The organism is Thioalkalivibrio sp. AKL9 (assembly GCF_000377825.1).
Taxonomy (GTDB): domain Bacteria; phylum Pseudomonadota; class Gammaproteobacteria; order Ectothiorhodospirales; family Ectothiorhodospiraceae; genus Thioalkalivibrio; species Thioalkalivibrio versutus.
Genome location: NZ_KB905114.1, coordinates 19,115 through 43,858, shown reverse-complemented (window position 1 = coordinate 43,858; position 24,744 = coordinate 19,115). Strand labels below are relative to the sequence as shown.

Here is a 24,744-nt window from a genome sequence, read left to right as displayed (position 1 = left end):
TCTCGCGTGATCCGGGGTGGGCCCGCTTTCGGAGGTATCCATGACGGATCTCAAGATCAACATGCAGCGCCTGCAGCAGGACATCAACGATCTCGCGCAGATCGGCCGCGATGCCGACCGGGGCCTGCATCGTCGCGCATTCAGCGACGGCGACCGCGCCGGGCGCGAGTGGTTTCGTGGGCGCCTCGAGGCCGCCGGCCTGGATGTCTGGCAGGACGGTGCCGCCAACCTGCACGGGCGCCTCGACTACGACGGCAAGCGGCCCGTAGTGGCCATGGGCTCGCATCTGGATACTGTGCCCGGTGGGGGGCCGCTGGATGGGGCACTGGGCGTGCTGATCGGGCTGGAGGTGCTGCGCACCGCCAAGGAGAACGCGGTCGACCTCGCGTACCCGCTCGAGGTGATCGACTTCACCGACGAGGAGGGCCGCTTCGGCGGCATGTTCGGCTCGCAGGCGATGGCCGGCAAGCTCACCCCGGAGAGCATCAGCCATGCGCGTGATCTCGAAGGCGTGACCCTGGTCGAGGCCATGGCCAACTGGGGGCTGAACGCCGACGACGCGCTGGCCGCGCGGCGCGATCCGCACAGCCTGCATGCCTTCATCGAGACCCACATCGAGCAGGGCCCGGTGCTGGACCGGCGCGGCCTCAGTGTCGGGGTGGTCGAGGCGATCACCGGCTTGTTCAAGTGGGAGGTGCGCCTGAAGGGCCAGCCCAACCACGCCGGCACCACGCCGATGGACATGCGTATCGATCCCTTCCAGGGTCTGGCGGAGTTCGGCGGCGAGATCAATCGCCTGATCGAGGAGCACGGCAGTCCGAACTCGCGCGCCACCATCGGCCGCGTGGAGCTGGCACCGGGGGCGGCGAATACCGTGCCGGGCATGGCGACCTTCTCCTTCGAGGTGCGCGACACCGACGAGAAGGTCCTGACTGCGCTGGCCCATGCGGCCCGGCGCACCCTGTCCAGCCTGGCGCGCCGACGCGACCTGATGTTCGAGTTCGACGTCCTCTCCGAGATCGATCCGGTGCGCTGTGACCCCGGCGTCGTGCAGACCATCGAGGCGCAGGCCGAACGCATGGGGCTGGAGTACATCACCATGCCCAGCGGTGCAGCCCACGATACCCAGAGCATGAGCCGCATCACCCGCACCGGCATGATCTTCGTGCCGAGCCTGCAGGGGCGTAGCCATTCCGCCGCGGAATGGACAAACTGGGAAGACATCGAGACCGGCGCCAATCTGACCCTGCAAAGTGCCCTGGCGTTGGCCGCTCGGCAATAAATCGCGACGAGAGGAAGCGCCCGGAATGGCCGAACACGACAACGTCACCCAGTTGACCGACTACGACTCCCTGGATCCGCTGCGCGAGCAGTACCAGGAAAGCCTGATCACCACGCCGGTGCTGCGTAAGGAGTTGCGGGAGCACCATGTCGCCCTGCTGTGCATCGACTTGCAGTATCTGGATGCCGCGCGCGGCCACGGCGTGTTCGCGAACTCCGCCGACTCTGGCGTGCCGCTGGAGGCCCAGGAGTATTACTTCAATCGCCTGGAGCAGACGGTGCTGCCCAATGTGCGCCGCCTGCAGGACGCCTTCCGCGAAGAGGGGCTGGAGGTGATCCATACCCGCATCCGCTCGCTGACGCATGATGGCCGCGACCGCAGCCCGGGCCACAAGCGCCTGAACCTGCATGCGGCCCCCGGCTCCAAGGATGCCGAGTTCGTCGAGCAGGTGGCCCCGGTCGGGGACGAGATCGTGCTGGACAAGACCGCCAGCGGGGTCTTCAACTCCACCAACCTCCACTACATCCTGCGCAACCTGAACATCAGCGCGCTGTTCATCGTGGGCGTGTATTCCAACGAGTGCGTATCCACCGCCGTGCGGGATGCCTGTGACCTGGGCTTTTATGTCACCCTGATGGACGACGCCACGGCCACGGTGACGCCGGAGATGCAGAAGGCCACGCTCACGACCATCAAGGACCGCTACGCCCGCGTGATGACCACCGACGAGGCCATCCGCGAGATCAAGAAGGTGCAGGAGGCTTCGTGACCGGTCTCGACGACCCGATCCTCCCGACCTCCATCGCCTGGGGGCTGCTGGCGGCGTTCAGCGTCCTCTGGGTGGTGCTGGGCTGGTGGTTGGGTCGTCGCAACAAGACCGCCGAGGATCACATGCTGGCGGGGCGCAACGTTGGCCTGGCGCTGGCCACCGCCACCGCGATGGCCACCTGGGTCACCGCCAACACCACGATGACGGCCCCGCAGCTGGCGCTGCAACTGGGCGTCTGGGGCATGCTTGGCTACTCGCTGGGTGCGCTGGGCCTGATCCTGTTCGCGCCGCTGGCGCGGCGCATCCGCGAACTGATGCCCGAGGGCTTTACCTCCGGCGACTTTATCCGGCTGCGCTACGGCAAATTCACCTGGCGGGTGTTCTTGGTGGTGTCACTGATCTACGCCTTCGGCTGGCTGGTCTCGATGGCGATGGCCGGCGGTGTGCTGATCAACGCCCTGGCCGGCATCGACTACCGCGTGGGCATGACCGTGATTTTGACCGTCTGCGTGCTCTACACCCTGCTGGGCGGCCTGCGCGCGGTGATCGGGACCGACTTCATCCAGACCGTCATCATCATCGCCGGTGCGGCGTTCATCGCCTGGCTGACCATCGACAAGGTCGGCTTCGAGGCGATCCACTTCAACCTGATGGAAGAGCGCCCGGAGCTGCTGAACCTGCTGTTCCCGGCCGCGATCATGTTCCTGTTCAACAATCTGCTGTTTGGCGTCGGCGAGATCTTCCACTCCAATGTCTGGTGGTCGCGCGCCTTCGCCTTTGGCCGCAACGTGGGTTTCCGGGCCTACCTCTTTGGCGGCCTGCTGTGGCTGCCAATCCCGATCGTGGCCGGCTTCATCGCCCTGGCCACGCCAGCGCTGGGCCTCAACGTGCCCGCCGCGGACATGGTCGGGCCGCTGGTGGCCGCCGAGGTGCTGGGCCTGACCGGGGCGATCGTGGTGTTCATCGTGGTGTTCGCCGCGCTCGCCTCCAGTCTCGACTCGCTGCTGGCGGCCACCTCGGACCTGGTGACCCGCGACATCTACCGCGGCCACATCCGCCCGCAGGCCAGCGAACAGCACCAGTTCCACGCGACCAAGGTGATCGTGGTGCTTCTGGGCCTTGTGACCTGGCTGGCGGCCAGTTACCGCGGCGAGCTGCCGATCGTCGGCTCGCTGGCCGAGCTTCTGTACTTCACCGGCGCCTTCGTGGCCTCCGCGATCTGGCCGATCGTTGCCGGGCTGTACTGGCAGCGGGCGAACCCGCAGGGCGCGGCCTGGTCGATGATACTGGGGTCGGGCATTGGCCTGGCCAGCTACTTCCTGATTGGATTTTATGTGGCCGCGCTGGTCGGGGCCGCTGTCTCGCTGGCCGTGATGGTGCTGAGCACCTGGTTGATGCCGCGGCCATTCGACTGGGGCCGCCTGGCCCGTCCGGACGGCGAGGTGGTCGCATGACGATCTCCATTACAGCCCTGTCCGTGATCGTGATCATCGCCACACTGGTGGCGAGCCTGACCCCGATCCTGCTGATTGCCCTGTTTATCCGCGACTGGAAAAAAGGATGCCTCTGGTGAACTACACCGAAGATCCCCTGCACGTGCTCCACCCGAAAGACGGCGCCGCCGGTACCGACCGGCCGAAGGCGTTGCTGGCGGCGGTGGAGGAAGACCCGGACCCGCTTCTCAAGCTGGCGGCCTCGCATGTGGTCTCCAGCCAGCAGTTCTCGCGCGACGAGCTGCTGCAGCTGTTCCGCCTGGCGGCGCAGTACGAGACCACGCCGGCGCTGATGCACCTGCCGCTGGCGGGCAAGATCCTGATCAGCGCGTTCTACGAGCCGTCCACGCGCACGCGGCTGTCGTTCGAGAGTGCCTGGCACCGCCTGGGCGGCTCGGTCATGTCGATTACCGATCCCAAGAGCACCGGTATTGCCAAGGGCGAATCGCTGGCGGACATCGCCGAGATGTTCAACAACTACGGCGATGTGCTGGTCCTGCGCTCCTCCGACGGCGAGGCCGCGCACAACATGCTGGAGAACCTGCGCATCCCGCTGGTGAACGCCGGCAACGGGATCGACGAACACCCGACCCAGGCGCTGGCGGACGTCTACGCCCTGGCCAAGTGGCGCCCGGAGCTGTTCACCGGCGAGGTGGCCCCGGAGCAGCGCATCAAGGTCGGCATCATCGGGGTGCCCTCGCGCATGCGCACGGTGCGCTCCCTGCTGCGCCTGTTGAGCCTGTTCCCGCAGGCGATCGACGAGATCGTGCTCGTCTCGCGCGAGGACGAGAATTTCGATCCGGGTCAGCGCGAGGAACTGGAAGAGGCCGGGATCTCGCTACGCGTGGTGCACGACCTGGACCCGGCGCTGCCGGATCTGGATGTCGTGTACATCAACGCGATCGCCTGGGTGGGTGACACCTTCGAGGCGATGGGCGAGGGGCTGAAGCTGGATCGCCACTCCCCGCTGAAGGAGGGCGCAGTGGTCCTGCATCCGCTGGCGCGAGGTGAAGAGCTGTCCACCGACCTCGATGCCACCCCGCACAACTGGTATTTCGCCCAGGCCCGCGGGGCCGTATTCGTGCGCATGGCGCTGCTGACCACGGTGGTACGCCGGATCAGCGCGGTGATGGATACCCCGGACGGCTGACGCCGCCTTTTAGTTGAACCGCGAGCGGCGTGGCGCGCCGGGCCTTCCCGGCCCGCGCCCCGCTCGCCCCGAACGGATAACCAAGGAGACATGCCATGTGTGGCATCGCAGGAGTCTTTCACGCCGACCCGACCCGCAAGGTCGACCCGCAAACGCTGGTCAACATGGCCGCGATCCAGTATCACCGCGGCCCCGACGGCTTCGGTTACCGTACCCAGGATGACCGCGGTGTGGGCTTTTCCCATGCGCGTCTGTCGATTATCGACCTGGACGAGAACCGCGGCCGTCAGCCGTTCTGCATGGACGACGGCGAGATCATGACCGCGGTCAACGGCGAGCTGTACGACTACAAGCGCATCCGCACCGATCTCACCTCGCGCGGGGTGAAGTTCCGCACCAAGAGCGACTCCGAGATGGTCATGCACCTGTACCAGCGCGAAGGGCTGGAGGACGCGGTCAAGCATTTCCGTGGCGAGTTCGCGATCTCGCTGTACGACCGCAAGCACGACCGGCTGATACTGATCCGCGACCGCTTCGGCATCAAGCCGCTGTACTTCACCGAGGCCAACGGCAGCTTCGTGTTCGGCTCCGAGCTGAAGGTGCTGTTCGCCAACCCCGATGTGCCGCGCCAGTTTTCCGATGACGGCCTCTACCACCAGCTGATGCAGACCATGGTGCCCGGCACCACCGCCTTCGAGGGCATCCAGCAGGTGAAGCCCGGCCACATGGTGATCGTCGAGCGCGCCCACGGGAAGCTGAAGATCCGCCAGGAGAAGTACTGGGACATGGACTTCCCGCTGGCCTCCGAGCGCCCGCCCGAGAGCGAGACCGACGAGGCGTACTGGATCGAGGGCGTGCGCGACCAGCTCATGGAGGCGGTGCAGTTGCGCCTGGAGGCCGACGTGCCGGTCGCCTGCTACCTCTCCGGCGGGATCGACTCCTGCATCACCCTGGGGCTCGCCTCGGCCAGCCAGCAGGCGCCGGTCAAGGCCTTCACCATCGGCTTCGACAACGACGACTATGACGAGACCGCGATCGCCCGCGAGATGGCCGAGAGCGTGGGTGCCGACCAGGACATCATGACCCTGGACGCCAACCACCTTTACGACAACTTCGAAGAGGCCCTCTGGCACGCCGAGCGCACCATCTACAACACCCTGGGTGTCGCCAAGTTGCTGATGAGCCGCCACGTGAACAAGGCCGGCTACAAGGTCGTCGTCACCGGCGAGGGTTCGGACGAGCTGTTCGGTGGCTATCCGGCCTTCCGCCGCGACATGTTCCTGCACGGCCTGGATACCCTGCCGGAGGCCGACCGCCAGGCCTGGCAGCAGATGCTGAACGAGTCCAACGAGCTGGTCTCCGGTGCGATGCTGGCCGAGGACGAGGTCAACGACCCCGACTTCACGCAGATGATGGGCTTCACCCCGTCCTGCCTGCAGCCGTGGCTGGCCGCGGCCGACCACGTGCCGGGCCTGCTGCACCCGAAGCGCCGCGAGCGCATGCAGGACTACAAGCCGGGCAAGGCGATCGCCAACGCCCTGGATGACGACATGCTGGAAGGCCGGCATCCGCTGGACAAGGCTCAGTACGTCTGGATCAAGACCATGCTGGAGGGCCAGATCCTGACCTGGGGCGGCGACCGCATGGACATGGCCAATTCGATGGAGGCGCGTCCGCCGTTCCTCGATCACCACCTGGCCGAGTTCGCCGCCCACCTGCCGCCGACCATGCGCATCAAGGGCAAGACCGAGAAGTACGTGCTGCGCGAATCGATGAAGGGACTGCTTCCGAAGGTGCTCTACGAGCGCGAGAAGTTCGCCTTCATGGCGCCGCCCGCGCACACCGACCCGGTCAAGTGGGCGGCGATGAAGGCCCTGGCCGATCGCTATCTGTCCCCGGAGAAGGTCGCCGAGGCCGGGTTGCTCGACCCGGAGGGCGTGCGTCAGGTGTTCGAGCTGCACGAGTCCGAGGACACGCCGGCCGCCACCCAGGTTCAGCTGGACGCGGTGATCAACCACATGATCGGGGTCCAGGTGCTGCACGACAAGTTCGTCGCCACCGACATCCCGGCGCTGGCGCGGCAAAAGGCCGAGGAGTTCGGCTGGCACGCCTGATCACGGGTACAAGCCCCGAGTGACCCAGAAGGCCCCGCGGATCTTGGTCCGCGGGGCCTTTTTCGTTCTGGCCAACAGGGCCGGTCGGGGGCTCGACGGGGGTGAGCGCCCTCATCCGTTGCTGGTTGCGCACGGATCGCGCGCGACCGGCACAAAAAAGCCGCCCGCGGCCAGGGGCCGGGGGCGGCTGATGGCTTCGCGGCCCTGAAGGGCCGGAAGCGGCTGCCTTACAGGCTGTAGTACATGTCGAACTCGATCGGATGGGTGGTCATGCGCATCTGCGTGACGTCTTCCATCTTCAGGTCGATGTAGGCATCGATCATGTCGTCGGTGAACACGCCACCCTGGGTCAGGTATTCGCGATCCTGGTTCAGGGCTTCCAGCGCCTGGTCCAGCGAATGGCAGACCTGCGGAATGCCCTTCTCTTCTTCCGGCGGCAGGTCGTAGAGGTTCTTGTCCATCGCATCGCCCGGGTGGATCTTGTTCTGGATGCCGTCCAGGCCGGCCATCAGCATCGCCGCGAAGGCGAGATACGGGTTGGCGGTGGAGTCCGGGAAGCGCAGCTCGACGCGACGGCCCTTCGGGTTCATGACGAACGGGATACGCAGCGAGGCGGAGCGGTTGCGGGCGGAGTAGGCCAGCATGACCGGTGCCTCGAAGCCCGGCACCAGACGCTTGTAGCTGTTGGTGGACGGGTTGGTGAAGGCATTCAGCGAGCGGGCGTGCTTGATGATCCCGCCGATGTAGTACAGCGCGGTCTCGGACAGGCCGCCGTACAGGTCACCGGAGAACAGGTTCTTGCCGTCCTTGGACAGCGACTGGTGCACGTGCATGCCGGAGCCGTTGTCACCAACGATCGGCTTGGGCATGAAGGTCGCGGTCTTGCCGTGGACGTGGGCCACGTTCTGGATCACGTACTTCAGGATCTGCACCTCGTCGGCCTTCTGCGTCAGGGTCGCGGGACCCACGCCAATCTCGCACTGGCCGGCGGTCGCCACCTCGTGGTGGTGCACCTCGGTCTCGAGGCCCATCTCGGTCATCACTTCGCACATGGTGGAGCGGATGTCGTGCAGGCTGTCGACCGGCGGGACCGGGAAGTAGCCGCCCTTCACGCCCGGGCGGTGACCGATGTTGCCGTCCTCGTAGACGCGCTCGGAGTTCCAGGAGGCCTCCTGGGAATCCACGCGGCAGTAGGAGCCGGACAGGGTGCTGCCCCACTTCACGTCGTCAAAGATGAAGAACTCGTTCTCCGGGCCGAACAGCGCGGTGTCGGCGATGCCGGTGCTCTGCAGGTAGGCCTCGGCGCGGCGCGCCAGGGAGCGCGGGCAGCGGTCGTAGCCCTGCATGGTGGCCGGTTCGACCACGTCGCAGCGGATGTTCATGGTCATGTCTTCGAAGAACGGATCGAGGACCGCGGACTCGGCGTCCGGCATCAGGATCATGTCGGACTCGTTGATTCCCTTCCAGCCGGCGATCGACGAGCCGTCGAACATCTTGCCTTCCTCGAAGGTTTCTTCGTCGATGTCGTGGGCCGGCACGGTCACATGCTGTTCCTTGCCCTTGGAGTCGGTAAAACGGAAGTCGATGAAGCGAACTTCCTTTTCCTTGATCTGGTTCAGCACGTCGGCTGCGGACATGGGGATCTCCTTGGTCTTTACTTGAGTCTTCAAAGGTGGCCGGCCGGCCCGTCGGGCGCTTGCGCGGCGTCGCGGTTCATTATGCAGGCATCATGCCATCCGGTCCTGTTTGGCCCGGGCGCGCGAAAAACGGGCAGCCGGGGCGCCCCGCCGCATCCTGTATGCACCAATCTGGTGCTTTATCTGCACAACTTTCGTGCGCATCGTGGTGGTCCGCACCTAATGAGTGCAGGGCCGATAGAGTAGCGTGACCTCGCCCAGCATGTCGCCTACCCCGGGATGGCGGTGCAGTCGGTCGGCCAGGGCCTGGGTGCGGGCCTCGAGGTCTGCCGGCGCGGCTGCCCCGTCAAGGCGCAGGGTCAGCGTCACGTGTACCCGACCGCCGAGATAATGCAGCGACAGGTGCTCCACCGCATCCAGCTCCGGGGCGTCCGCCCAGGCCTCGCGCAGCGCCTCCACCAGCGTCGGGCGCAGCGGCAGCATGGAACTCCGGGCCTGTTCCGCGTCGTTTTCCGGGTCCACGTGCACGGTGATGTCGTTCACCCGGTCATGTGCATCGGTCACCGCGTGGAACACCGCATCGGCAATCCGATGGCCCTCGGAGACCGAGATCATCGGCGCGACCTGGATATGCACGTCCACGACGACTTCGCTGCCGTGGCGGCGCGTGCGTAGCATGTGCGCATCCTTGACCCCGGGCACATCCATGATCGTGCGGTGGATGCGTTCGACCTTCTCCGGCTCCAGGGCCGTATCGATCAGCTCCGCCGCGCTGCGCACGATCAGGCGCCCGGCGATATGCAGGATGAACAGCGCCACGATCAGCGCCGCCAGGGCATCCGCCCACGGGAACCCGGCCACCGCAGCGGCCACCCCGGCCAGCACGAACAGCGACGAGATCGCATCCGTGCGGTGATGCCAGGCGTTGGCATCCAGCATCCGCGACTTCAGGCGCTTTGCCACCCGGTGGGTGTACTGATACAGGCCTTCCTTGGCCACCAGGGTCAGCAGGGCAAAGGCGATCGCCATGTTTGCGGGGCCGGTCATGGCCTCGGGCTCGACCAGGCGGTTGCCGGCAGCCCAGGCAATCGCCAGACCTGCGAGCGCCAGAAAGACCCCGACGATCACCGTGGCCAGGGTCTCGATCCGCGCGTGACCGTAGGGGTGTTCCTGATCGGGGGAGGCGGCCGCCTTGCTTGCCGCGAACAGCACCACCCCGTCGGTGATCAGGTCCGACAGGGTATGCACGCCGTCCGCCACCAGGGCCTGCGAGTTCAGCAGCCAGCCACTGACGAGCTGCGCCACGGCGAGGAAGCTGTTCACGGCCGCGCCGACCAACGTGACCCGGCGGGTATCACGATAGCGCTGGCCGCTCTCCGGCGTGACCGAAGGTCCGGAATTGGCGAGGGGGTCGCTCAGGGCCACTCTCCCGAACAGAATCAGGGCCCCAGTATGGGCGCGCTTTGGCTGCATGCAAAACGCCCGCGCCAACGCGAGCGGTGGCCGTGGCCGAAGCCGGGCCGATATACTGTCGGCTTTGCCCTGACCCGGGATCCCGCATGTCGCAAGAACGCACCCCGCCCAGCCGCAGCCCGACCTTCCAGGACCTGATCCGCCGCCTGCAGGACTACTGGAACGATCATGGCTGCGTGGTCCTGCAGCCCTACGACATGGAGATGGGCGCGGGGACCTTCCATCCGGCGACCTTCCTGCGCTCCATCGGGCCGGAGCCGTGGCGCGCGGCCTACGTGCAGCCGAGCCGCCGCCCGACCGACGGGCGCTACGGCGACAACCCCAACCGTCTGCAGCACTACTACCAGTTCCAGGTCCTGCTGAAACCCTCGCCGCCGGACATCCAGGCGCTCTACCTGGGCTCGCTGGAGGCGCTCGGGTTCGACACCCTGACCCACGATGTGCGCTTCGTCGAGGACAACTGGGAGTCTCCGACGCTGGGCGCCTGGGGGCTGGGCTGGGAGGTCTGGCTCAACGGCATGGAGGTGACCCAGTTCACCTACTTCCAGCAGGTGGGCGGGCTCGACTGCCACCCGGTCTCCGGCGAGATCACCTACGGCCTCGAGCGCCTGGCGATGTACCTGCAGGGTGTGGAGAGCGTCTACGACCTGGTCTGGACCAACGGCCCGGACGGCCGCGCGATCACCTACGGCGACGTCTACCACCAGAACGAGGTGGAGCAGTCCACCTACAACTTCGAGCATGCCGACCGCGACGCCCTGTTCGCCGCCTTCGACCAGCACGCGACCGAGAGCGATCGCATGATCGAGCTGGGCCTGCCCCTGCCGGCCTACGAGCAGATGCTGCGCGCCTCGCACAGCTTCAATCTGCTGGATGCGCGCGGCGCGATCTCGGTCACCGAGCGCCAGCGCTATATCTTGCGCGTGCGCGAGCTGTCGCGGAACGTCGCCCGGAAGTACTACGAATCGCGCGAGGCCCTGGGCTTCCCGCTGTGTGCCGAAGACGACGCGAACAAGCCCGACGCCGCCTGAATCCCGCAATCCCGCGCCGGCCGGCCCCCTGGGTCGCGCGGCGCGTACTGGACCCAACCTGGACCCGACATGGCCGAAGCCCGCGAACTCCTGATCGAACTTGGCACCGAGGAGCTGCCCCCGACCGCCCTCGCGCGCCTGCGCGACGCCCTGGCCGAGGGCCTGACCACCCGCCTGCGCGAGGCCGGGCTGGAGCCGGGCGAGCCCGAGGCCTTCGCCACCCCGCGGCGCCTGGCCGTGTTGTTCCCGAGCGTGCCCGCGCGCCAGCCGGACCAGCTGCAGGAGCGCCGCGGCCCGGCGGTGGCCGCGGCCTTCGACGATGCCGGCGAGCCGACCAAGGCCGTGCTGGGCTTTGCCCGATCCTGTGGCGTCGAGGTCGAGCGCCTGGAGCGCGAGACCACCGACAAGGGCGAATACCTGGTGTTTCGCCAGCTGCAGCCGGGGCGCGCCCTCGGCGAACTGCTGCCGGAGATGCTGGAGGCCGCGCTGGACGCCCTGCCCACACCCAAGCGCATGCGCTGGGGCAGCAGCCGTACCGAGTTCGTGCGGCCCGCACACTGGCTGGTCGTACTGCACGGGCCCGAGGTGCTGGAGATGACCGTGCTGGAACAAACAGCGGGTCGGGAGACCCACGGCCACCGCTTCCATCAGCCCGGCGCCCTGGAGCTCAAGCGCGGGAACGACTACGCCGAGCGGCTGCGTCGCCCGGGGTTTGTCGAGCCGTCTTTCGAGGCGCGCCGCGAGCGCATCCTCGAGCAGGTCCACGAGCAGGCGAAGGCCCTGGGCGGGCGCGCGCTGGTGGATGCGGACCTGCTGGACGAGGTGACCGCGCTGGTCGAGTGGCCGGTGGCGCTGACCGGCGGCTTTGATCCGCGTTTCCTGGATGTCCCGCAGGAGGCGCTGATCTCCACCATGCAGGACAACCAGAAATACTTCCCGGTGGTCGACGAGGCCGGCCGCATGCAGCCGCACTTCATCGTGATCAGCAACATCGAATCGCGTGATCCGCATGCGGTGCGCGACGGCAACGAGCGCGTGCTGCGCCCGCGCTTTGCCGATGCCGAGTTCTTCTGGCAGCAGGACCGCAAGAAGCGCCTGGAGGAACGCCTGGAGGCGCTGGACTCGGTCGTGTTCGAGAAGCGCCTGGGCACGCTGCGCGACAAGTCCGTGCGGCTGGAGGCCCTGATGCAGCGCCTGGCCGGGCTGATGGGCCTCGACGCACCCCTCGCTGCGCGCGCCGCACGTCTGGCCAAGTGCGACCTGGTCACCCAGATGGTGTTCGAGTTCACCGAGTTGCAGGGCACCATGGGGCGCTATTACGCCCTGCACGACCGCGAGGACGAGACCGTCGCCGCCGCGATCGAGCAGCACTACTGGCCGCGTCAGTCCGGTTCCGAGCTGCCGGACGCCCCGCTCGCCCAGGCGCTGGCGCTGGCCGATCGTCTCGACACCCTGGTCGGCATCTTCGCCATCGGCAAGCAGCCCAGTGGCACCAAGGACCCGTTCGCCCTGCGCCGCGCCGCGCTGGGGCTGGTGCGCATCCTGGTCGAGCGCGAACTGCCGCTGGCCTTGACCCCCTTGCTGCAGGCCGCCGCCGAGCCCATCCGCGAACGCGTGCCGGAGGCCGATCAGGCCGTGGAACCGGTACGCGAGTACATCCTCGAGCGCCTGCGCGGGTACCTGCTGGAACAGGGGCAGGCGCACGAGACTATCGAGGCGGTGGCCGCGGTCGCGCCGGATGCCCCGCTGGATTTCGTGCGCCGCGTGCGCGCGGTCAGCCTGTTCCGCGAGCGCCCGGAGGCCGAGGCCCTGGCTGCCGCGAACAAGCGGATCCACAACCTGCTGCGCAAGGCCGGCGAGGAGGCCGAGGCGGAACTCGATCCGGAGGCCCTGGCGCTGGACGAGGAGCGTCAGCTGTACCAGGGCCTGCAGGCCGTGCGCCCGGGGGTCGAGCAGGCGGTGGCCGATGGTGACTACCTGCATGCGCTCGGCGAACTGGCAGGCCTGCGCGATCGGGTGGACACCTTTTTCGACCAGGTGATGGTGATGGCCGAGGACGCCGCCGAGCGGCGCAACCGCCTGGCCCTGCTGCGTGAACTGCGTCGCGCGTTCGAGACCGTGGCCGATATCGGCCGCCTGGCGACGGGGTAGGGCCGGGCGATGCTGCCCCTGATCCGAGGTCTGCTGTTCCAGCTGGGGCTCGTTGGCTCCATCCTGGTCTTCGGGCTGCTGGTACCGCCGCTGATCTGGCCGTTTTCCCGCCCCGTCCGCTACCGTGTCCTGACCCTGTGGGGCCGGTTCAACGTCTGGTGGCTGCGTGTCAGTTGCGGCATCGATTACCGGGTGCACGGGCGCGAGCATATCGACCCCTCGCGCCCGCATGTGGTGCTGTCCAAGCACCAGTCGGCCTGGGAGACGGTGGCCTTCGTCGCGATCTTTCCCATGCAGACCTGGGTGCTCAAGCGTGAACTGATGCGGATCCCCCTGTTCGGCTGGACGTTGTCCATGCTCGATCCGGTACCGATTGATCGCGAGGGCGGACGCCAGGCCCTGGAGAACCTGGTGGCCGAAGGCAAGCAGCGCCTGGACCAGGGCCGCTGGGTGATCGTGTTCCCCGAGGGCACACGCGTGGCCCCGGGCGAACACGGGCGCTACCGTCAGGGTGGCGCGATGCTCGCAGTGCGCACCGGCTACCCGGTCCTGCCGGTGGCGCTGAACAGCGGGAGCTTCTGGCCGAAAAAGGGCCTGCGGCGCTATCCCGGCACCGTCGAGGTAGTGATCGGGGCCCCAATCGAGACCGCCGGTCGCAAGCCGGTCGAGGTGCTGTCCGCGGCCGAGAGCTGGATCGAGACCACCATGACCGAGATCGAACCTCGCCCCGCCACCCTGTCGACGGAGAAGCCCGATGGCCAGTGAACCCGTGATCAGTGCCCCACTGGTCGAACTGCGTGACCGGACCATCTACCGGATCGGCGATTCGGAACCGGCCGTGTGGCTGATCGACGACCTCGAGCTCGGTGGCATCCTGGTGAACGCGCCGATCTATTCCGAGTCGCTCCTGGAGGCGATCCGGGCCATCAGCAAGCCCGCGTACCTGTTCCTGCCCAGCCGGCATGGGGCGCAGGATCTGGATGCCTGGCGCGCTGCGGGGCTGGAGACCCTCACGTTCGAGGCCGAGGCCCCGGCGATCCGCGCGGCGGGGGGCGAGATCGACATCGCCTTCAACCGCAAGCAGCGCCTGTCGCGCACCATCGACTTCCTCCCGATGGCCGGCGTAACCGATGGCACCTGTGCACTGCGCCTGAAGAATCTGCCCGGCGTGGTCTTCTTCGGCCCTGCCCTGGCCCCGGGCGCGGACGGCTGGCCCACGCTGATCCAGAACCCTGAGGATCATTCCTTCGAGGCACGCCTGTTCGGTGCCCTCGGAGTGAAAGACCTGAAGTTTGCCTACGCCTTCTGCGACCGCTTTGATCCCGCCACTACGCAGTTCGGCCCGGACGCTGACCAGCACATCCAGGCCCGCATCGAGGCCATCTTCGAGGAATAGCCGGCTCGCCCGTCCTGGGCGTGGTCAGGCGCGGGTGATCAGGGTCTGGATCACGTGGCCAGCGGCGGTCAGGCCGAAGATCGCGGGCAGGTAGGAGATGGTGCCGTTGACCGAGCGCGGGCGCCCGCCGTCGCCGACCGGGCGGTGTTCGGTGCCCTTGCGCGGCTGCTCGATGGAAAACACCACGGGGTAGTCCAGGTGCGCGCCCAGGCGCCGCAGCCGCTTGCGCATCTGCCGCGCGAGTGGGCACACGCGGGTCTCGGTCAGCGGCCCCACGCGCACGGCCGTCGGGTCGATGCGCCCACCTGCGCCCATGCTCGAGATCACGGCCTGCCCGCGGGCCTGGGCGGTCGCGACCAGCGCGGCCTTGCAGACAATGGAGTCGATCGCGTCCAGCACGAAGTCGGCATCCTCGGGGACCAGGTCGCCGATGGTGTCGGGCTGGAGGAAGTCCTGGCGAATGATGACCTCGATGTCGGGATCGATGTCGCGGATGCGGTTCGCCATGATCTCGGTCTTGGGCCGGTCCACGGTGGAGCGCAGCGCGACGAGCTGGCGGTTCAGGTTGGAGGCCCCGACCACGTCGTGATCGGCCAGGGTCATGCGTCCGACCCCGGCCCGCGCGATCGCCTCGGCCGCGTAGCTGCCCACACCGCCCAGTCCGGCGATGAAGACATGCCGATCGCGCAGGCGCGCGGTGACGTCATGCCCCAGCAGCAGATCCGTGCGTTCGGTAAAGGGATTGTGCGGGGCGTCGGCGGGCGAGCTCATGCAGCGGAACCGGTCGGGAGCCGGAGGACCCGGCGTGCGTTTTGTGACGTGATTATAGCCATCTCGGCCGGATCCATGTCTCGCAGGGCCGCGAGCTGGCGGTTGACCTCGGCGGTCATGGCCGGTTCGTTGCGCTCGCCCTGGTGTCCGGCCAGCGGTTGGTCCGGGGCGTCCGTCTCCACCACCAGCGCCTGCAGCGGTGCGTCGCGCACCACGCGGTGCAGTTTCTTTGCGCGCTCGTAGGTCACGGGTCCGCCGATCCCGAGTGCAAAGCCGAGATCCGCCGCCTGCCGAGCCTGCTGCGGACTCCCGATGAAGGCATGCAGGATGCCGCTGATGCCGGGGTACTGGCGCAGGCCCTTCAGGACCTCGTCGAGCGCGCGTCGGCTGTGGATGATCACCGGCAGCTCGCGTTCCCGGGCGATGGCCAGTTGCCGCGTATAGAACCGCCACTGACGGTCCCAGTCGAGCTCCTGGTGGTAGCCGTCCAGTCCGATCTCGCCGACGGCGACGGTCTCCGGGTGCGCGTCCAGCCAGGGCTCCAGCGCGTCGAGGTCGTCATCCGCATGGTCCTGCAGGAAGATTGGGTGCAGACCGTAGGCGACATGCAGACCATCGTAGTGCCGGTGCAGGGCGTCCAGATCCGGCCAGCGGGCACGCGTGACGCCGGGCAGGACCAGTTCCTGCACGCCGGCGGCGCGGGCCCGGTCCAGCACCGCCGGGCGGTCCGGATCGAACGCGTCGAGGTCCAGGTGGACGTGCGTATCGATCAGGTGCAACGGATCCGACCTACGGACAGGGGTAGGTATAGCGGGCGTGGATCGCCTCGATGGCTTCCAGCACGGCGTCGGACAGGGTGATGTCGACGGTGGCGATGTTCTCGCGCAGCTGTTCCATGGTGGTCGCGCCGACCAGGTTGCTGGTCACGAACGGTTGCTGGTTGACGAAGGCCAGTGCCAGCTGGGTTGGCGTCAGCCCATGTTCGGCGGCGAGCCTGGCGTACTCGGCGGTCGCGGCCAGGCCGGATTCGTTGCTGTAGCGCTGGAAGCGCTCGAACAGGGTCAGGCGGGCACCTGCCGGCTTGGCGCCATCCAGGTACTTGCCGGAGAGCATGCCGAAGGCCAGCGGCGAGTAGGCCAGGAGGCCGGCGTCCTCGCGGATGGCCATCTCGGCCAGGCCCGCCTCGAAACTGCGGTTGAGCAGGTTGTATGGGTTCTGGATGGAGACAATGCGCTCGGACAGGCCGCGGTCATGTGCGCGGATCCATTCCATGAAGCCCCACGGGGTCTCGTTGGAGATGCCGATGGTCCGCACCCGGCCGCTGTCGACCATGGCCTTCAGGGCGGCGGCGGTCTCCTCGATCGGCGTGGCGTTATCGTCGGGCTGGTGGCTGTAACCGAGCTGGCCGAAGAAGTTGGTCGCGCGCGCCGGCCAGTGGACCTGGTAGAGGTCCACATAGTCGGTCTGCAGCCGCTTGAGACTGTCGCTCAGGGCCTGCTCGATGTGTTCGCGGTTCAGCTGGGGGCCGCCGCGCAGGTAGTCGATCATGCCGGGGCCGGCGACCTTGCTGGCCAGCACAACCTGTTCGCGATTCTGGCGCTGCGCCAGCCAGTTGCCAATGTAGGTCTCGGTCAGACCCTGGGTGTCTTCGCGCGGCGGCACCGGATACATCTCGGCGGCGTCGATGAAGTTCACGCCCTGCCCCAGCGCGTAGTCGAGCTGCTCGTGCGCCTCGGCCTCGGTGTTCTGCTCGCCCCAGGTCATGGTGCCCAGGCCGATCAGGCTGACTTCGATATCGGTACGTCCCAGCTTGCGGTACTGCATGCCTTCTCCCGGGGTGTGGTGGAGTGCGTTTCAGGTGAACAGGGTCAGGACCCCGGTGTAGCCGTACAGGCGGTTGGCGAAGATCTCGCCATTGGCGAAGAAGCCGACCAGGGGTACGTCCCCCAGCCCCTTTTGCACGATAGCCAACTCCGCGCCTTCCTGCCCGAACTGGTGGCGTCCGCGCCCGACACAGGAGACGTAGAGCGCCCCGCGAATACCGTTGGGTGCCTGGGCGCGCACCTGTTCCAGCATGCGTTCCAGGTCGTCGCGGGCGGCCTGGCCGTCGCGGCGCACGAACAGGATCTGCGACCCCGGTTCCAGCATCTCGCCGATCGCGAGGACCTCCTGGTCCAGGTCCACCCCGATGATGTTGCGCACGCGATAGTCGCCGGTATCCGAGCCGGCGATGGGAAAGCCGACCAGGATGTAGCCCAGCGCGCGTTCCAGATCGCGCGACAGGACATCGCCGATGATGCCCTTGAATGCCGGCAGCGCCTGCTGCCCGTCCAGACGCACAATGATGTTGCGCCAGGTCTCGGTCAGCTCGTGCTGGCCGGGCAGCGGTGTGCAGCCCTGGCTGTGGCGCGCGGCGATGGCGACATCGTCGCGCAGCGCCAGGCCGGTGATGCCCGAGGCGGAGACCCCGTCGGCGATCTGTACCACGCCGGGCTCGCCGGAGTTGACACCCCCGGTGGCGAACCAGGCGGTCTGCTCGCCGATCTCCGTCAGTATGTCTTCCAGGCCCTCCGTTTGGGGGTCGGCATTCAGGATCAGACGCCCCGGGGTCTGCGGGTCGAGGAAGCCGTCCAGTTCCTGTACCAGATCCTCGAAGCGACGTACCGGATGGTAGATGACCCGAACACTGGATGCCGGGAACTCGCCGATCATCAGGGTCACACCGGGCTGCTCGTAGAGCTCGTCGCGCGGGCCGATGATTGCCATGGCCATGCCGCCGACGAAGTGATCGATCCCGAGGCCTTCGCGCAGGTGTTTCAGTAGGCTGCGGGCGTGGCGGCTCAGGGGGTCGGAGAGATAGATGAAGCCGACGCGTACCTCATCATCGCCACGCACCGGCTGTTCGCCGAGCTCGGCGATCAGGGTGGTGGCCAGGGCCCCGGGCTCGTCGCCGCGGGCGGTGGCGCTGCGAAAGGGTGTGGTCATAAACCGAGATGCTCCAGCATGCTGAGGGCCTCGTTGTCGTCGACCGGCAGGCCGGTGTGCACGTGCAGGCCGCCGTCTTCCGCGAAGACCAGGCGGGCGTGGTGGCGAGTGTCCAGTTCCTCCAGAAACCAGGCGATCTCGGAGGGGTGCACGGCATGCTGCCCGCGCGTCAGGTGGCGCACGAGGATGGCGTCCTCGCGTACGTCCAGAAACAGTGGCTGAGGGAGCTCCAGCGGCAGGATGTAGGTCTGCACCAGCCATTCCACCGGGGTGGGGCGCCGCCGCGGCAGCGGTCGGCTGTCCATGCGGAAGTGGCCCCCGCCGCCCGGCTGCTTGATGAGCTCCTCCAGCCAGTCTCCGTTGAAACCCTGGTGCACGATCAGCGAGCGTCCGTCGTAACGGCTGCGAAAGCGCTCCATCTGTTGGGCCGGCCGTGGCCCGAAGAGTCCGATCACGCCAACTCCGTCCTGTTGGTTAAATCCCGAATCCTAGCGGAATGCCCGGCCTTGAACGAAAAAAGCCCCGCCGGAGCGGGGCTTGGGAACTTCTCTTGGGCTTGCGGATCAGCCGCGACGCGACAGCATCTCGTGGATGATCGGGGCCAGAATGACCTCCATCGCGAAGCTCATCTTGCCGCCCGGGACCACCAGGGTCTTGGGATCGGACATGAAGGAGTCCGGGATCATGTTCTGCAGGTACGGGAAGTCGATGCCGAGCTTCGCCGGATCCTTGAAGCTGATCACCACCATCGACTCGTCCGGGGTCGGCACCGCGCGGGCGATGAACGGGTTGGAGGTGTCCACCGTCGGCACGCGCTGGAAGTTGATGTCGGTGTAGCCGAACTGCGGGGTGATGTAGTTCACGTAGTCCGGCATGCGGCGCAGGATCGTGTCGACGATCGCCTCGGCGGAATAGCCGCGCTCGGCGTTGTCGCGGAAGATCTTCTGGATCCACTCGAGGTTCACGATCGGCACCACGCCGATACCCAGGTCCACGTGCTGCGCGGCGTCCACTTCGCCATTCACGACCAGGCCGTGCAGGCCTTCGTAGAACATCAGATCGGTGCCCGGCTGGATCTCTTCCCAGGGGGTGAACTCGCCCGGTCCAAGGTTGGTGCCAAGGCGCTCGTTGTGCTCGGCGGCCTCTTCGTCGGAGTGCAGGTAGTAGCGCTTCTCGCCCTGGCCGGTCTCGCCGTAGGTCTTGAACAGCCCCTCGATGCGATCGAACAGGTTGGCTTCGGGGCCGAAGTGCGAGAAGTGATCGTTGCCGTCGGCGGCGGCCTTCTGCATCGCCTCCTTCATTGCCTTGCGGTCATAGCGATGGAAGCTGTCGCCCTCGATCACAACCGGGCTGATCTGCTCGCGACGGAAGATGGACTCGAAGGAGCGCTTGACGGTGGAGGTGCCGGCACCCGAGGAACCGGTCACCGCAATCACGGGATGCTTCTGGGACATGGGATTTCTCCTTGCAAACGGGTTGCTAAAGGTTGCGTTTAACAGACTAGAAAATCAGGTTGAGCATGAACATGGCGACCACGGCGAACAGGATGGTCATGATGCCGCCCGCCTTCATGAAGTCCTTCACCCGATAGCCGCCGGGACCCATGATCAGGGCGTTCACCTGGTGGGTCGGGATCAGGAAGGAATTCGAGGTGGCGATCGCCACGGTCAGCGCGAACACGCGCGGGTCGGCATCCATGCCCGCGGCCTGCGCGGCGATCGCGAAGTTGATCGCCAGCGGCACCAGCAGCACGGTCGCGCCGACGTTGGACATGACCAGGGTAAAGAACGTGGCCAGGGCGAAGATCGTCGCCTGCAGCACCCAGGGCGGTACGGTCCCCAGCATCTCCAGCGTGTTCTGCGCGATCCAGGCGGCGGTTCCGGTGTTCTCCACCGCCATGCCTAGCGGGATCAGTGACGCCAGCAGGAAGACGGTCTTCCAGCTGACGGCGCGATAGGCGTTGTCGAGGCTGATGACGCCGGTCAGGATCATGCCCAGTGCGCCGGTCAGCAGTGCGACCGAGAGCATCAGGTCGGTGAACACGATCAGGCCCACGGTCAGCGCCAGGAAGAACAGCGCATGCGGCACCTTGGACGGTACCAGTTCCTCGCGCGGATAGTCCGACGTGATCACCACGAAATCGCGGTCCTGCTCCAGCCGGGCCAGCGATTCCCAGGTGCAGTGCACCACCAGGATATCGCCCGGTTCCAGGGGGATGTCGCGTAGCCCCTCGCCGTAGGTCTCGTTGCCGCGCTGGATGCGCATCACCGACAGGCCGTAGGTCTGGCGCATCGCCAGTTCGGTGACCGTCTTGCCGGCGAGGTTCGAGCCCGGCGCGATGGCGACCTCGGCGACGCCGGAACGCCCACTGTCCAGGGCGTTGGCGAACACGTCGAGATGGGTGCTGGGACGCTTGCGCGTGCCCTCGCACAGCTTTTCCATGCGTGACGGGCTGGCCAGCACGGCCAGGTGCGAGTTGGCCTGGATCTCGTAGCCGGTCCACGGTGCCATGCGCAGCTCGTCGCGCATGTAGGTGCCGACGATCGCGATCCCGGTCTCGCGCTCAATCTCGGCCACCGTGCGCCCAACCATCGGGTCGTTCTCCGGGACGAACAGCTCATGGATCTCGTAGGACAGGCCGTACACGCGCTGGAAGTAGTCCTGTGCACTTTCGCGCTGGGTGGCCTTGCTCTTGACCGACGGCAGTACGAAGCGGCCCAGCAGCACGAAGTAGACGATGGCGGTGGCCAGCAGGGCCAGGCCGATCGGGGTCACGTCGAACAGCTGGAACGGTTCCATGTCCGACGGCAGCAGGTCGTTCAGCAGGATCAGCGGGCTGGACCCGACCAGGGTGATGGTGCCGCCGACGATCGCGGCGAAGCCCATCGGCATCAGCAGGCGCGACAGCGGGATGTTCAGGCGATTGGAGATGCGGCTCATCACCGGCATGAACAGCGCGGCTGCGCCGATGTTCTGCATGAAGCTGGAGATTACGCCGACGGTTCCGGAGACGGTCGGGATGATGCTTTTTTCGGTGGTGCCACCCACGCGCATGATGAACGCCGCCACCTTGTGCATCACGCCGGTCTTGTCCAGGCCGGCGCCGATAATCATCACCGCGATGATCGAGATCACCGCATTGGAGGCGAAGCCGCTGAACAGCTCTTCCTGGCCGACCAGCATCCCGAGTCCGGGCACCAGAGTCAGCAGGCCGAGCAGGACCATCACCGAGATCGCCGCCAGGTCGACCCGGATGATCTCGGAGACAAACAGGAAGATCGTGAACGCGAGCAGCGCAAGCACCACGATCATCTCGGTGGTCAGCGTAAGGTTTTCCATGTTCCAGTCGTGTCCTGAGGACCCGCGCCGGACGGCGCGTGGCCAGAAGCCGAAAAAGGGGACTCGCGCCGGGCGCAGGCGCCGAGGCGGGTCGGAGGAAACAGGTTCCGCCTTTCCCTTGAAAGCGCGGGATTATTTCATCCCGCGGGCACGGACGCAAAAAATGCGCCGGCGTCGGGTTGGCGGTTCGGTCGGCGCGGCCCCGAGTGCTGGCGTTTGCCGGCATGTCGGTTATGCTTGGAAAAAAGTCCAGGTGGAGACCCCAGCATGTCCGAATCCGATGCCCCGATGTGCCGTTTCGAGACCATCGTCCTGGCGACGGATGGCTCCGAATTCAGCGAATCCGCCGAGAATGTGGCGCTGGATCTGGCGCAGCGCTGTGGTGCGCGCCTGATCGTCGCACGGATTATCCGCACCGATACCCAGCACGATGCGTTGTCTCCGCCGCGCAGCCACGAGGCGAGCGTTGCCGGCCAGACCGATCTGGACGCGCTGGAAAAGCGCGCCCGCGAGGTGGGCATCGATGCCTCCATGATCCTGCGCCACGGGGTCGACCGGCACCAGGAGATCGTTGCCATTGCCGAGGAGTTCAAGGCCGGGCTGATCGTCATCGGCCGACGCGATCGCGGTGACCTCTCGCGCCTGATGGTGGGGGACGCCACGCGCAAGGTCGTGGGGCTCGCACCCTGCAACGTGATGATCGTCCCGCGCGGCGCCCAGGCGCCGCATCGCGGGCTTCTAGTGGGGACCGACGGCTCCGACCTTGGGGACCAGGCCGCGCGCGCCGCAATCGAGCTGGCCGGCTATTGCAAGCTTCCGATCACGATCGTGTCGGTGGCGGTCCCGGGGCAGAACGAGGAGCGGCGTCAGGAGGGTGTCCAGGCCATCCAGCGTCTGCAGGGCGAGGCCCGCGAGAAGGGGCTGGAGGCCGATGCGACCTTCGAGGAGGGGCGCCCCGAGGTCACCCTGCTGGAGGTCGCTGCGCGCGACCATCGCGATCTGGTGGTGGTCGGCAGCCACGGGCGTACCGGGCTCAAGCGCCTCCTGATGGGCAGCGTGTCCGAGCGCGTGATTGGCGGGGCTGACTGCCCGGTCCTGGTGGTCAAGAACGTCTGATCCGACCCGGCATCGCGCCGGGTATCATCAGGCGGGTTCGTCGGTGCGCCGGTAGAGCAGATCGGCGACCTTGTGGCCGCGTTGCTCCCCGCGCCGTTCGAACTTGGTCACCGGGCGCTCCGGCGGCCGGCCGGGAGCCGGGATCGGACCATCCGGCACGAACCATGGCCGGCATTCCTCCAGCACCACCATTATGTGTTCGGCGTATTCGGCCCAGTCGGTCGCCAGATGCAGCCGCCCGCCCGGCCGGATGCGCGTCGCCAGGTGGCGCACGAACGCCGGCTGGATCAGGCGCCGCTTGTGGTGGCGCTTCTTGTGCCAAGGGTCGGGGAAGAACACCTGCACGCAGTCCAGGCTGGCGGGCGTCAGGTAGTGCTCCAGCAGTTCCACCGCATCGACGTCGCTGACGCGCACATTGGTCAGGCCGCGCTGCTCCACCTCGCGCAGCAGATGCCCGACCCCCGGCCGGTGCACCTCGGTACCGATGAAGTCGCGTTCCGGCTGGTTTTCCGCCTGCTCGGCCAGGCTCTCGCCGTCCCCGAAGCCGATCTCCAGCGTCACGGGTGCCGTGCGCCCGAAAACGGAAGTCAGGTCCAGCGGTGCCGCGGGTTCCGGTAGCTGCAGGCCAAAGCGCGGTAACAGGTCGTCCAGGGCCCGCTGCTGGCCCGGCGTCAGCCGGCCCTCGCGGCGCACGAAGCTGCGGATACGGCGGTAGAACGGCTTGTCGTCCGTCTCGGCGTTGGCGTGGTCGCTCATGCTCAGCTGAAGAACAGGCCGGTCTGCGGCGAGGAGGCCGAGGCGTAGCGCCGCGGCGCCATGCGCCCGGCGCGAAAGGCCTGGCGCCCACCGATGATCGCGTGGCGCATCGCCGAGGCCATCAGCACCGGGTCGTCGGCCGCGGCGATGGCGGTGTTCATCAGCACGCCGTCGCAGCCCAGCTCCATTGCGATCGCGGCGTCCGAGGCGGTGCCGACTCCGGCATCCACCAGCACCGGAACCGAGGCGTTCTCCACGATCTCGCGGATGTTGTAGCGGTTCTGGATCCCCAGGCCCGAGCCGATCGGCGCGGCCAGCGGCATGATCGCCAGGCAGCCGATGTCTTCCAGGCGCTTCGCCAGCAGCGGGTCGTCGGTGGTGTAGACCATCACGTCGAAGCCTTCGGCCACCAGCGTCTCGGCGGCCTTCACGGTCTCGAAGACGTCCGGGTACAGGGTCTTCTCGTCGCCCAGGACCTCCAGCTTCACCAGGTTGTGGCCGTCGAGCAGCTCGCGTGCCAGGCGGCAGGTGCGGATCGCATCCTCGGCATTGAAGCAGCCGGCAGTATTCGGCAGCAGCGTGTAGCGCTCCGGCGAGATCACGTCCAGCAGGTTGGGTTCGTCCGGGTTCTGGCCGATGTTGGTGCGGCGGATGGCGACGGTCACGATCTCCGCGCCGCTCGCCTCGATGGCGTCGCGGGTCTGGTCGAGATCGCGGTACTTGCCGGTCCCAACGAGCAGGCGGGAGGTGAACTCGCGCGTGCCTACGCGGAACAGGTCGTCGGCGGACGCGGCCGATTCGGTCATGGTCATTCCTTCGTTGAAAAGTGGTCGCAGGCCGGGCGGCTGGGCAATCTAGCCGCCCCCGATTGCCTGCACGATCTCCACGCGATCCCCGGGTTTCAGGGGATGGGCCGCGTGCTCGCTGCGCGGGACCAGCTCTTCGTTCACCTCCACCGCCAGACGGCGGCCGCCAAGGCCGCGTGCCTCGATCAGCGCGGCCAGGGTGGCCTCGCGATCATCGGGGAGTTCAAAGGGTTCGCCGTTCAGCTGAATCTGCATGGTTCTTCGACTGCTCAGTTTACCGTTGAGCCGGAGGCCGACAAGGCCTACAATCGGCGGCGCAAGCGGGTGTAGTTCAATGGTAGAACGGGAGCTTCCCAAGCTCTTAATGTGGGTTCGATTCCCATCACCCGCTCCATTCTATCAGGCTTCCCGGCCTCACCGGTCCCCGGAAAGCGGGATATGGACTTGCTCCAGATCCCTGTTATATCGTCGGAAT

At 67.0% G+C, this 24,744-nt stretch carries 23 protein-coding genes and 1 tRNA gene; 12 read left to right on the top strand and 12 right to left on the bottom strand.

Features of this window, described 5'->3' with window-relative positions; genetic code table 11:
* Positions 1-40 precede the first annotated feature (40 nt).
* The 6 genes from D573_RS0111185 (at position 41) to asnB (ending at position 6,808) form a co-directional block, all read left to right on the top strand.
* Positions 41-1,282 (top strand): Zn-dependent hydrolase, encoded by a 1,242-nt coding sequence (locus D573_RS0111185; RefSeq protein ID WP_018144912.1) that lies wholly within the window; start codon positions 41-43, stop codon positions 1,280-1,282.
* Positions 1,283-1,307: 25 nt separating this feature from the next.
* Positions 1,308-2,051 carry a cysteine hydrolase family protein gene (locus tag D573_RS0111180; protein WP_018938653.1) on the top strand — a complete coding sequence of 248 codons (744 nt, stop codon included), beginning with the start codon at positions 1,308-1,310 and terminating at the stop codon, positions 2,049-2,051.
* Positions 2,048-3,505 (top strand): sodium:solute symporter family protein, encoded by a 1,458-nt coding sequence (locus D573_RS0111175; protein ID WP_018144910.1) that lies wholly within the window; start codon positions 2,048-2,050, stop codon positions 3,503-3,505. Before D573_RS0111180 ends, D573_RS0111175 begins: the two co-directional genes overlap by 4 nt.
* Positions 3,502-3,624, top strand: a complete 123-nt coding sequence (locus D573_RS14905) for a hypothetical protein (RefSeq protein WP_018168760.1) — start codon at positions 3,502-3,504, stop codon at positions 3,622-3,624. Before D573_RS0111175 ends, D573_RS14905 begins: the two co-directional genes overlap by 4 nt.
* A complete protein-coding gene (locus D573_RS0111165) occupies positions 3,612-4,694 on the top strand; it encodes an aspartate carbamoyltransferase (protein WP_018144908.1) in 1,083 nt (360 codons plus the stop codon). Before D573_RS14905 ends, D573_RS0111165 begins: the two co-directional genes overlap by 13 nt.
* A gap of 95 nt (positions 4,695-4,789) precedes the next feature.
* Positions 4,790-6,808 (top strand): asparagine synthase (glutamine-hydrolyzing), encoded by a 2,019-nt coding sequence (gene asnB / locus D573_RS0111160; RefSeq protein WP_018938654.1) that lies wholly within the window; start codon positions 4,790-4,792, stop codon positions 6,806-6,808.
* Positions 6,809-7,035: 227 nt separating this feature from the next.
* Here the strand turns inward: asnB and glnA are convergent, their stop codons facing one another.
* The gene (gene glnA / locus D573_RS0111155) at positions 7,036-8,445 is read right to left on the bottom strand and encodes a glutamate--ammonia ligase (protein WP_018175903.1); all 1,410 of its coding nucleotides are present in this window, start codon (positions 8,443-8,445) and stop codon (positions 7,036-7,038) included.
* Positions 8,446-8,664: 219 nt separating this feature from the next.
* On the bottom strand, positions 8,665-9,918 hold the full coding sequence (locus D573_RS0111150) for a cation diffusion facilitator family transporter (RefSeq protein ID WP_026287974.1): 1,254 nt from the start codon (positions 9,916-9,918) through the stop codon (positions 8,665-8,667).
* A gap of 86 nt (positions 9,919-10,004) precedes the next feature.
* On the opposite strand from D573_RS0111150, the gene glyQ reads away from it, so the two are divergent.
* The 4 genes from glyQ to D573_RS0111130 all read left to right on the top strand — a co-directional run bounded on the left by glyQ (position 10,005) and on the right by D573_RS0111130 (position 14,496).
* Entirely contained in the window at positions 10,005-10,949 is a 945-nt protein-coding gene (gene glyQ, locus D573_RS0111145; RefSeq protein WP_018938656.1) for a glycine--tRNA ligase subunit alpha, read from the top strand.
* Positions 10,950-11,018: 69 nt separating this feature from the next.
* The gene (gene glyS / locus D573_RS0111140; protein WP_018938657.1) at positions 11,019-13,100 is read left to right on the top strand and encodes a glycine--tRNA ligase subunit beta; all 2,082 of its coding nucleotides are present in this window, start codon (positions 11,019-11,021) and stop codon (positions 13,098-13,100) included.
* A gap of 9 nt (positions 13,101-13,109) precedes the next feature.
* Positions 13,110-13,865 (top strand): 1-acyl-sn-glycerol-3-phosphate acyltransferase, encoded by a 756-nt coding sequence (locus tag D573_RS0111135; RefSeq protein ID WP_018938658.1) that lies wholly within the window; start codon positions 13,110-13,112, stop codon positions 13,863-13,865.
* Positions 13,855-14,496, top strand: a complete 642-nt coding sequence (locus D573_RS0111130) for a hypothetical protein (protein ID WP_018938659.1) — start codon at positions 13,855-13,857, stop codon at positions 14,494-14,496. The genes D573_RS0111135 and D573_RS0111130 overlap by 11 nt, the downstream gene beginning before the upstream one ends.
* A gap of 24 nt (positions 14,497-14,520) precedes the next feature.
* Here the strand turns inward: D573_RS0111130 and D573_RS0111125 are convergent, their stop codons facing one another.
* The 7 genes from D573_RS0111125 to D573_RS0111095 all read right to left on the bottom strand — a co-directional run bounded on the left by D573_RS0111125 (position 14,521) and on the right by D573_RS0111095 (position 21,591).
* Positions 14,521-15,267, bottom strand: a complete 747-nt coding sequence (locus D573_RS0111125; RefSeq protein WP_018649586.1) for a ThiF family adenylyltransferase — start codon at positions 15,265-15,267, stop codon at positions 14,521-14,523.
* On the bottom strand, positions 15,264-16,046 hold the full coding sequence (locus tag D573_RS0111120; RefSeq protein WP_018938660.1) for a TatD family hydrolase: 783 nt from the start codon (positions 16,044-16,046) through the stop codon (positions 15,264-15,266). The genes D573_RS0111125 and D573_RS0111120 overlap by 4 nt, the downstream gene beginning before the upstream one ends.
* A 10-nt stretch (positions 16,047-16,056) precedes the next feature.
* Positions 16,057-17,091 (bottom strand): NADP(H)-dependent aldo-keto reductase, encoded by a 1,035-nt coding sequence (locus tag D573_RS0111115; protein ID WP_018938661.1) that lies wholly within the window; start codon positions 17,089-17,091, stop codon positions 16,057-16,059.
* Between the two features lie 30 nt (positions 17,092-17,121).
* Positions 17,122-18,252, bottom strand: a complete 1,131-nt coding sequence (locus D573_RS0111110; RefSeq protein WP_018938662.1) for an FIST C-terminal domain-containing protein — start codon at positions 18,250-18,252, stop codon at positions 17,122-17,124.
* A complete protein-coding gene (locus D573_RS0111105; RefSeq protein WP_018144896.1) occupies positions 18,249-18,707 on the bottom strand; it encodes a hypothetical protein in 459 nt (152 codons plus the stop codon). Before D573_RS0111105 ends, D573_RS0111110 begins: the two co-directional genes overlap by 4 nt.
* A gap of 108 nt (positions 18,708-18,815) precedes the next feature.
* Entirely contained in the window at positions 18,816-19,706 is an 891-nt protein-coding gene (locus tag D573_RS0111100) for a phosphoribulokinase (RefSeq protein WP_018144895.1), read from the bottom strand.
* A 46-nt stretch (positions 19,707-19,752) separates the two neighbouring features.
* The gene (locus D573_RS0111095; protein WP_018144894.1) at positions 19,753-21,591 is read right to left on the bottom strand and encodes an SLC13 family permease; all 1,839 of its coding nucleotides are present in this window, start codon (positions 21,589-21,591) and stop codon (positions 19,753-19,755) included.
* A gap of 267 nt (positions 21,592-21,858) precedes the next feature.
* Between D573_RS0111095 and D573_RS0111090 the strand changes: the two genes are divergently transcribed.
* The gene (locus D573_RS0111090) at positions 21,859-22,707 is read left to right on the top strand and encodes a universal stress protein (RefSeq protein ID WP_018938663.1); all 849 of its coding nucleotides are present in this window, start codon (positions 21,859-21,861) and stop codon (positions 22,705-22,707) included.
* A 27-nt stretch (positions 22,708-22,734) separates the two neighbouring features.
* Here D573_RS0111090 and trmB read toward each other — a convergent pair whose 3' ends face one another.
* From trmB to thiS, 3 genes are read right to left on the bottom strand one after another with little or no spacing between them, the layout of a single operon-like run.
* On the bottom strand, positions 22,735-23,463 hold the full coding sequence (trmB, locus tag D573_RS0111085; protein WP_018938664.1) for a tRNA (guanosine(46)-N7)-methyltransferase TrmB: 729 nt from the start codon (positions 23,461-23,463) through the stop codon (positions 22,735-22,737).
* Between the two features lie 2 nt (positions 23,464-23,465).
* The gene (locus D573_RS0111080) at positions 23,466-24,269 is read right to left on the bottom strand and encodes a thiazole synthase (RefSeq protein WP_018168745.1); all 804 of its coding nucleotides are present in this window, start codon (positions 24,267-24,269) and stop codon (positions 23,466-23,468) included.
* A gap of 48 nt (positions 24,270-24,317) precedes the next feature.
* Positions 24,318-24,524 carry a sulfur carrier protein ThiS gene (gene thiS / locus D573_RS0111075; RefSeq protein ID WP_018175889.1) on the bottom strand — a complete coding sequence of 69 codons (207 nt, stop codon included), beginning with the start codon at positions 24,522-24,524 and terminating at the stop codon, positions 24,318-24,320.
* A gap of 65 nt (positions 24,525-24,589) precedes the next feature.
* On the opposite strand from thiS, the gene D573_RS0111070 reads away from it, so the two are divergent.
* Positions 24,590-24,663, top strand: a tRNA-Gly gene (locus D573_RS0111070).
* Positions 24,664-24,744: the final 81 nt, after the last annotated feature.

Coding starts and splice junctions, on each gene's coding strand:
- D573_RS0111115 (WP_018938661.1), bottom strand. CDS start 17,091: ATGCAGTACCGCAAGCTGGGACGTACCGATATCGAAGTCAGCCTGATC.
- D573_RS0111130 (WP_018938659.1), top strand. CDS start 13,855: ATGGCCAGTGAACCCGTGATCAGTGCCCCACTGGTCGAACTGCGTGAC.
- glyQ (WP_018938656.1), top strand. CDS start 10,005: ATGTCGCAAGAACGCACCCCGCCCAGCCGCAGCCCGACCTTCCAGGAC.
- glnA (WP_018175903.1), bottom strand. CDS start 8,445: ATGTCCGCAGCCGACGTGCTGAACCAGATCAAGGAAAAGGAAGTTCGC.
- D573_RS0111180 (WP_018938653.1), top strand. CDS start 1,308: ATGGCCGAACACGACAACGTCACCCAGTTGACCGACTACGACTCCCTG.
- D573_RS14905 (WP_018168760.1), top strand. CDS start 3,502: ATGACGATCTCCATTACAGCCCTGTCCGTGATCGTGATCATCGCCACA.
- D573_RS0111135 (WP_018938658.1), top strand. CDS start 13,110: ATGCTGCCCCTGATCCGAGGTCTGCTGTTCCAGCTGGGGCTCGTTGGC.
- thiS (WP_018175889.1), bottom strand. CDS start 24,524: ATGCAGATTCAGCTGAACGGCGAACCCTTTGAACTCCCCGATGATCGC.
- D573_RS0111090 (WP_018938663.1), top strand. CDS start 21,859: ATGTCCGAATCCGATGCCCCGATGTGCCGTTTCGAGACCATCGTCCTG.
- glyS (WP_018938657.1), top strand. CDS start 11,019: ATGGCCGAAGCCCGCGAACTCCTGATCGAACTTGGCACCGAGGAGCTG.
- D573_RS0111110 (WP_018938662.1), bottom strand. CDS start 18,252: ATGACCACACCCTTTCGCAGCGCCACCGCCCGCGGCGACGAGCCCGGG.
- D573_RS0111125 (WP_018649586.1), bottom strand. CDS start 15,267: ATGAGCTCGCCCGCCGACGCCCCGCACAATCCCTTTACCGAACGCACG.
- D573_RS0111165 (WP_018144908.1), top strand. CDS start 3,612: ATGCCTCTGGTGAACTACACCGAAGATCCCCTGCACGTGCTCCACCCG.
- asnB (WP_018938654.1), top strand. CDS start 4,790: ATGTGTGGCATCGCAGGAGTCTTTCACGCCGACCCGACCCGCAAGGTC.
- D573_RS0111100 (WP_018144895.1), bottom strand. CDS start 19,706: ATGTCCCAGAAGCATCCCGTGATTGCGGTGACCGGTTCCTCGGGTGCC.
- D573_RS0111095 (WP_018144894.1), bottom strand. CDS start 21,591: ATGGAAAACCTTACGCTGACCACCGAGATGATCGTGGTGCTTGCGCTG.
- D573_RS0111080 (WP_018168745.1), bottom strand. CDS start 24,269: ATGACCGAATCGGCCGCGTCCGCCGACGACCTGTTCCGCGTAGGCACG.
- trmB (WP_018938664.1), bottom strand. CDS start 23,463: ATGAGCGACCACGCCAACGCCGAGACGGACGACAAGCCGTTCTACCGC.
- D573_RS0111150 (WP_026287974.1), bottom strand. CDS start 9,918: ATGCAGCCAAAGCGCGCCCATACTGGGGCCCTGATTCTGTTCGGGAGA.
- D573_RS0111185 (WP_018144912.1), top strand. CDS start 41: ATGACGGATCTCAAGATCAACATGCAGCGCCTGCAGCAGGACATCAAC.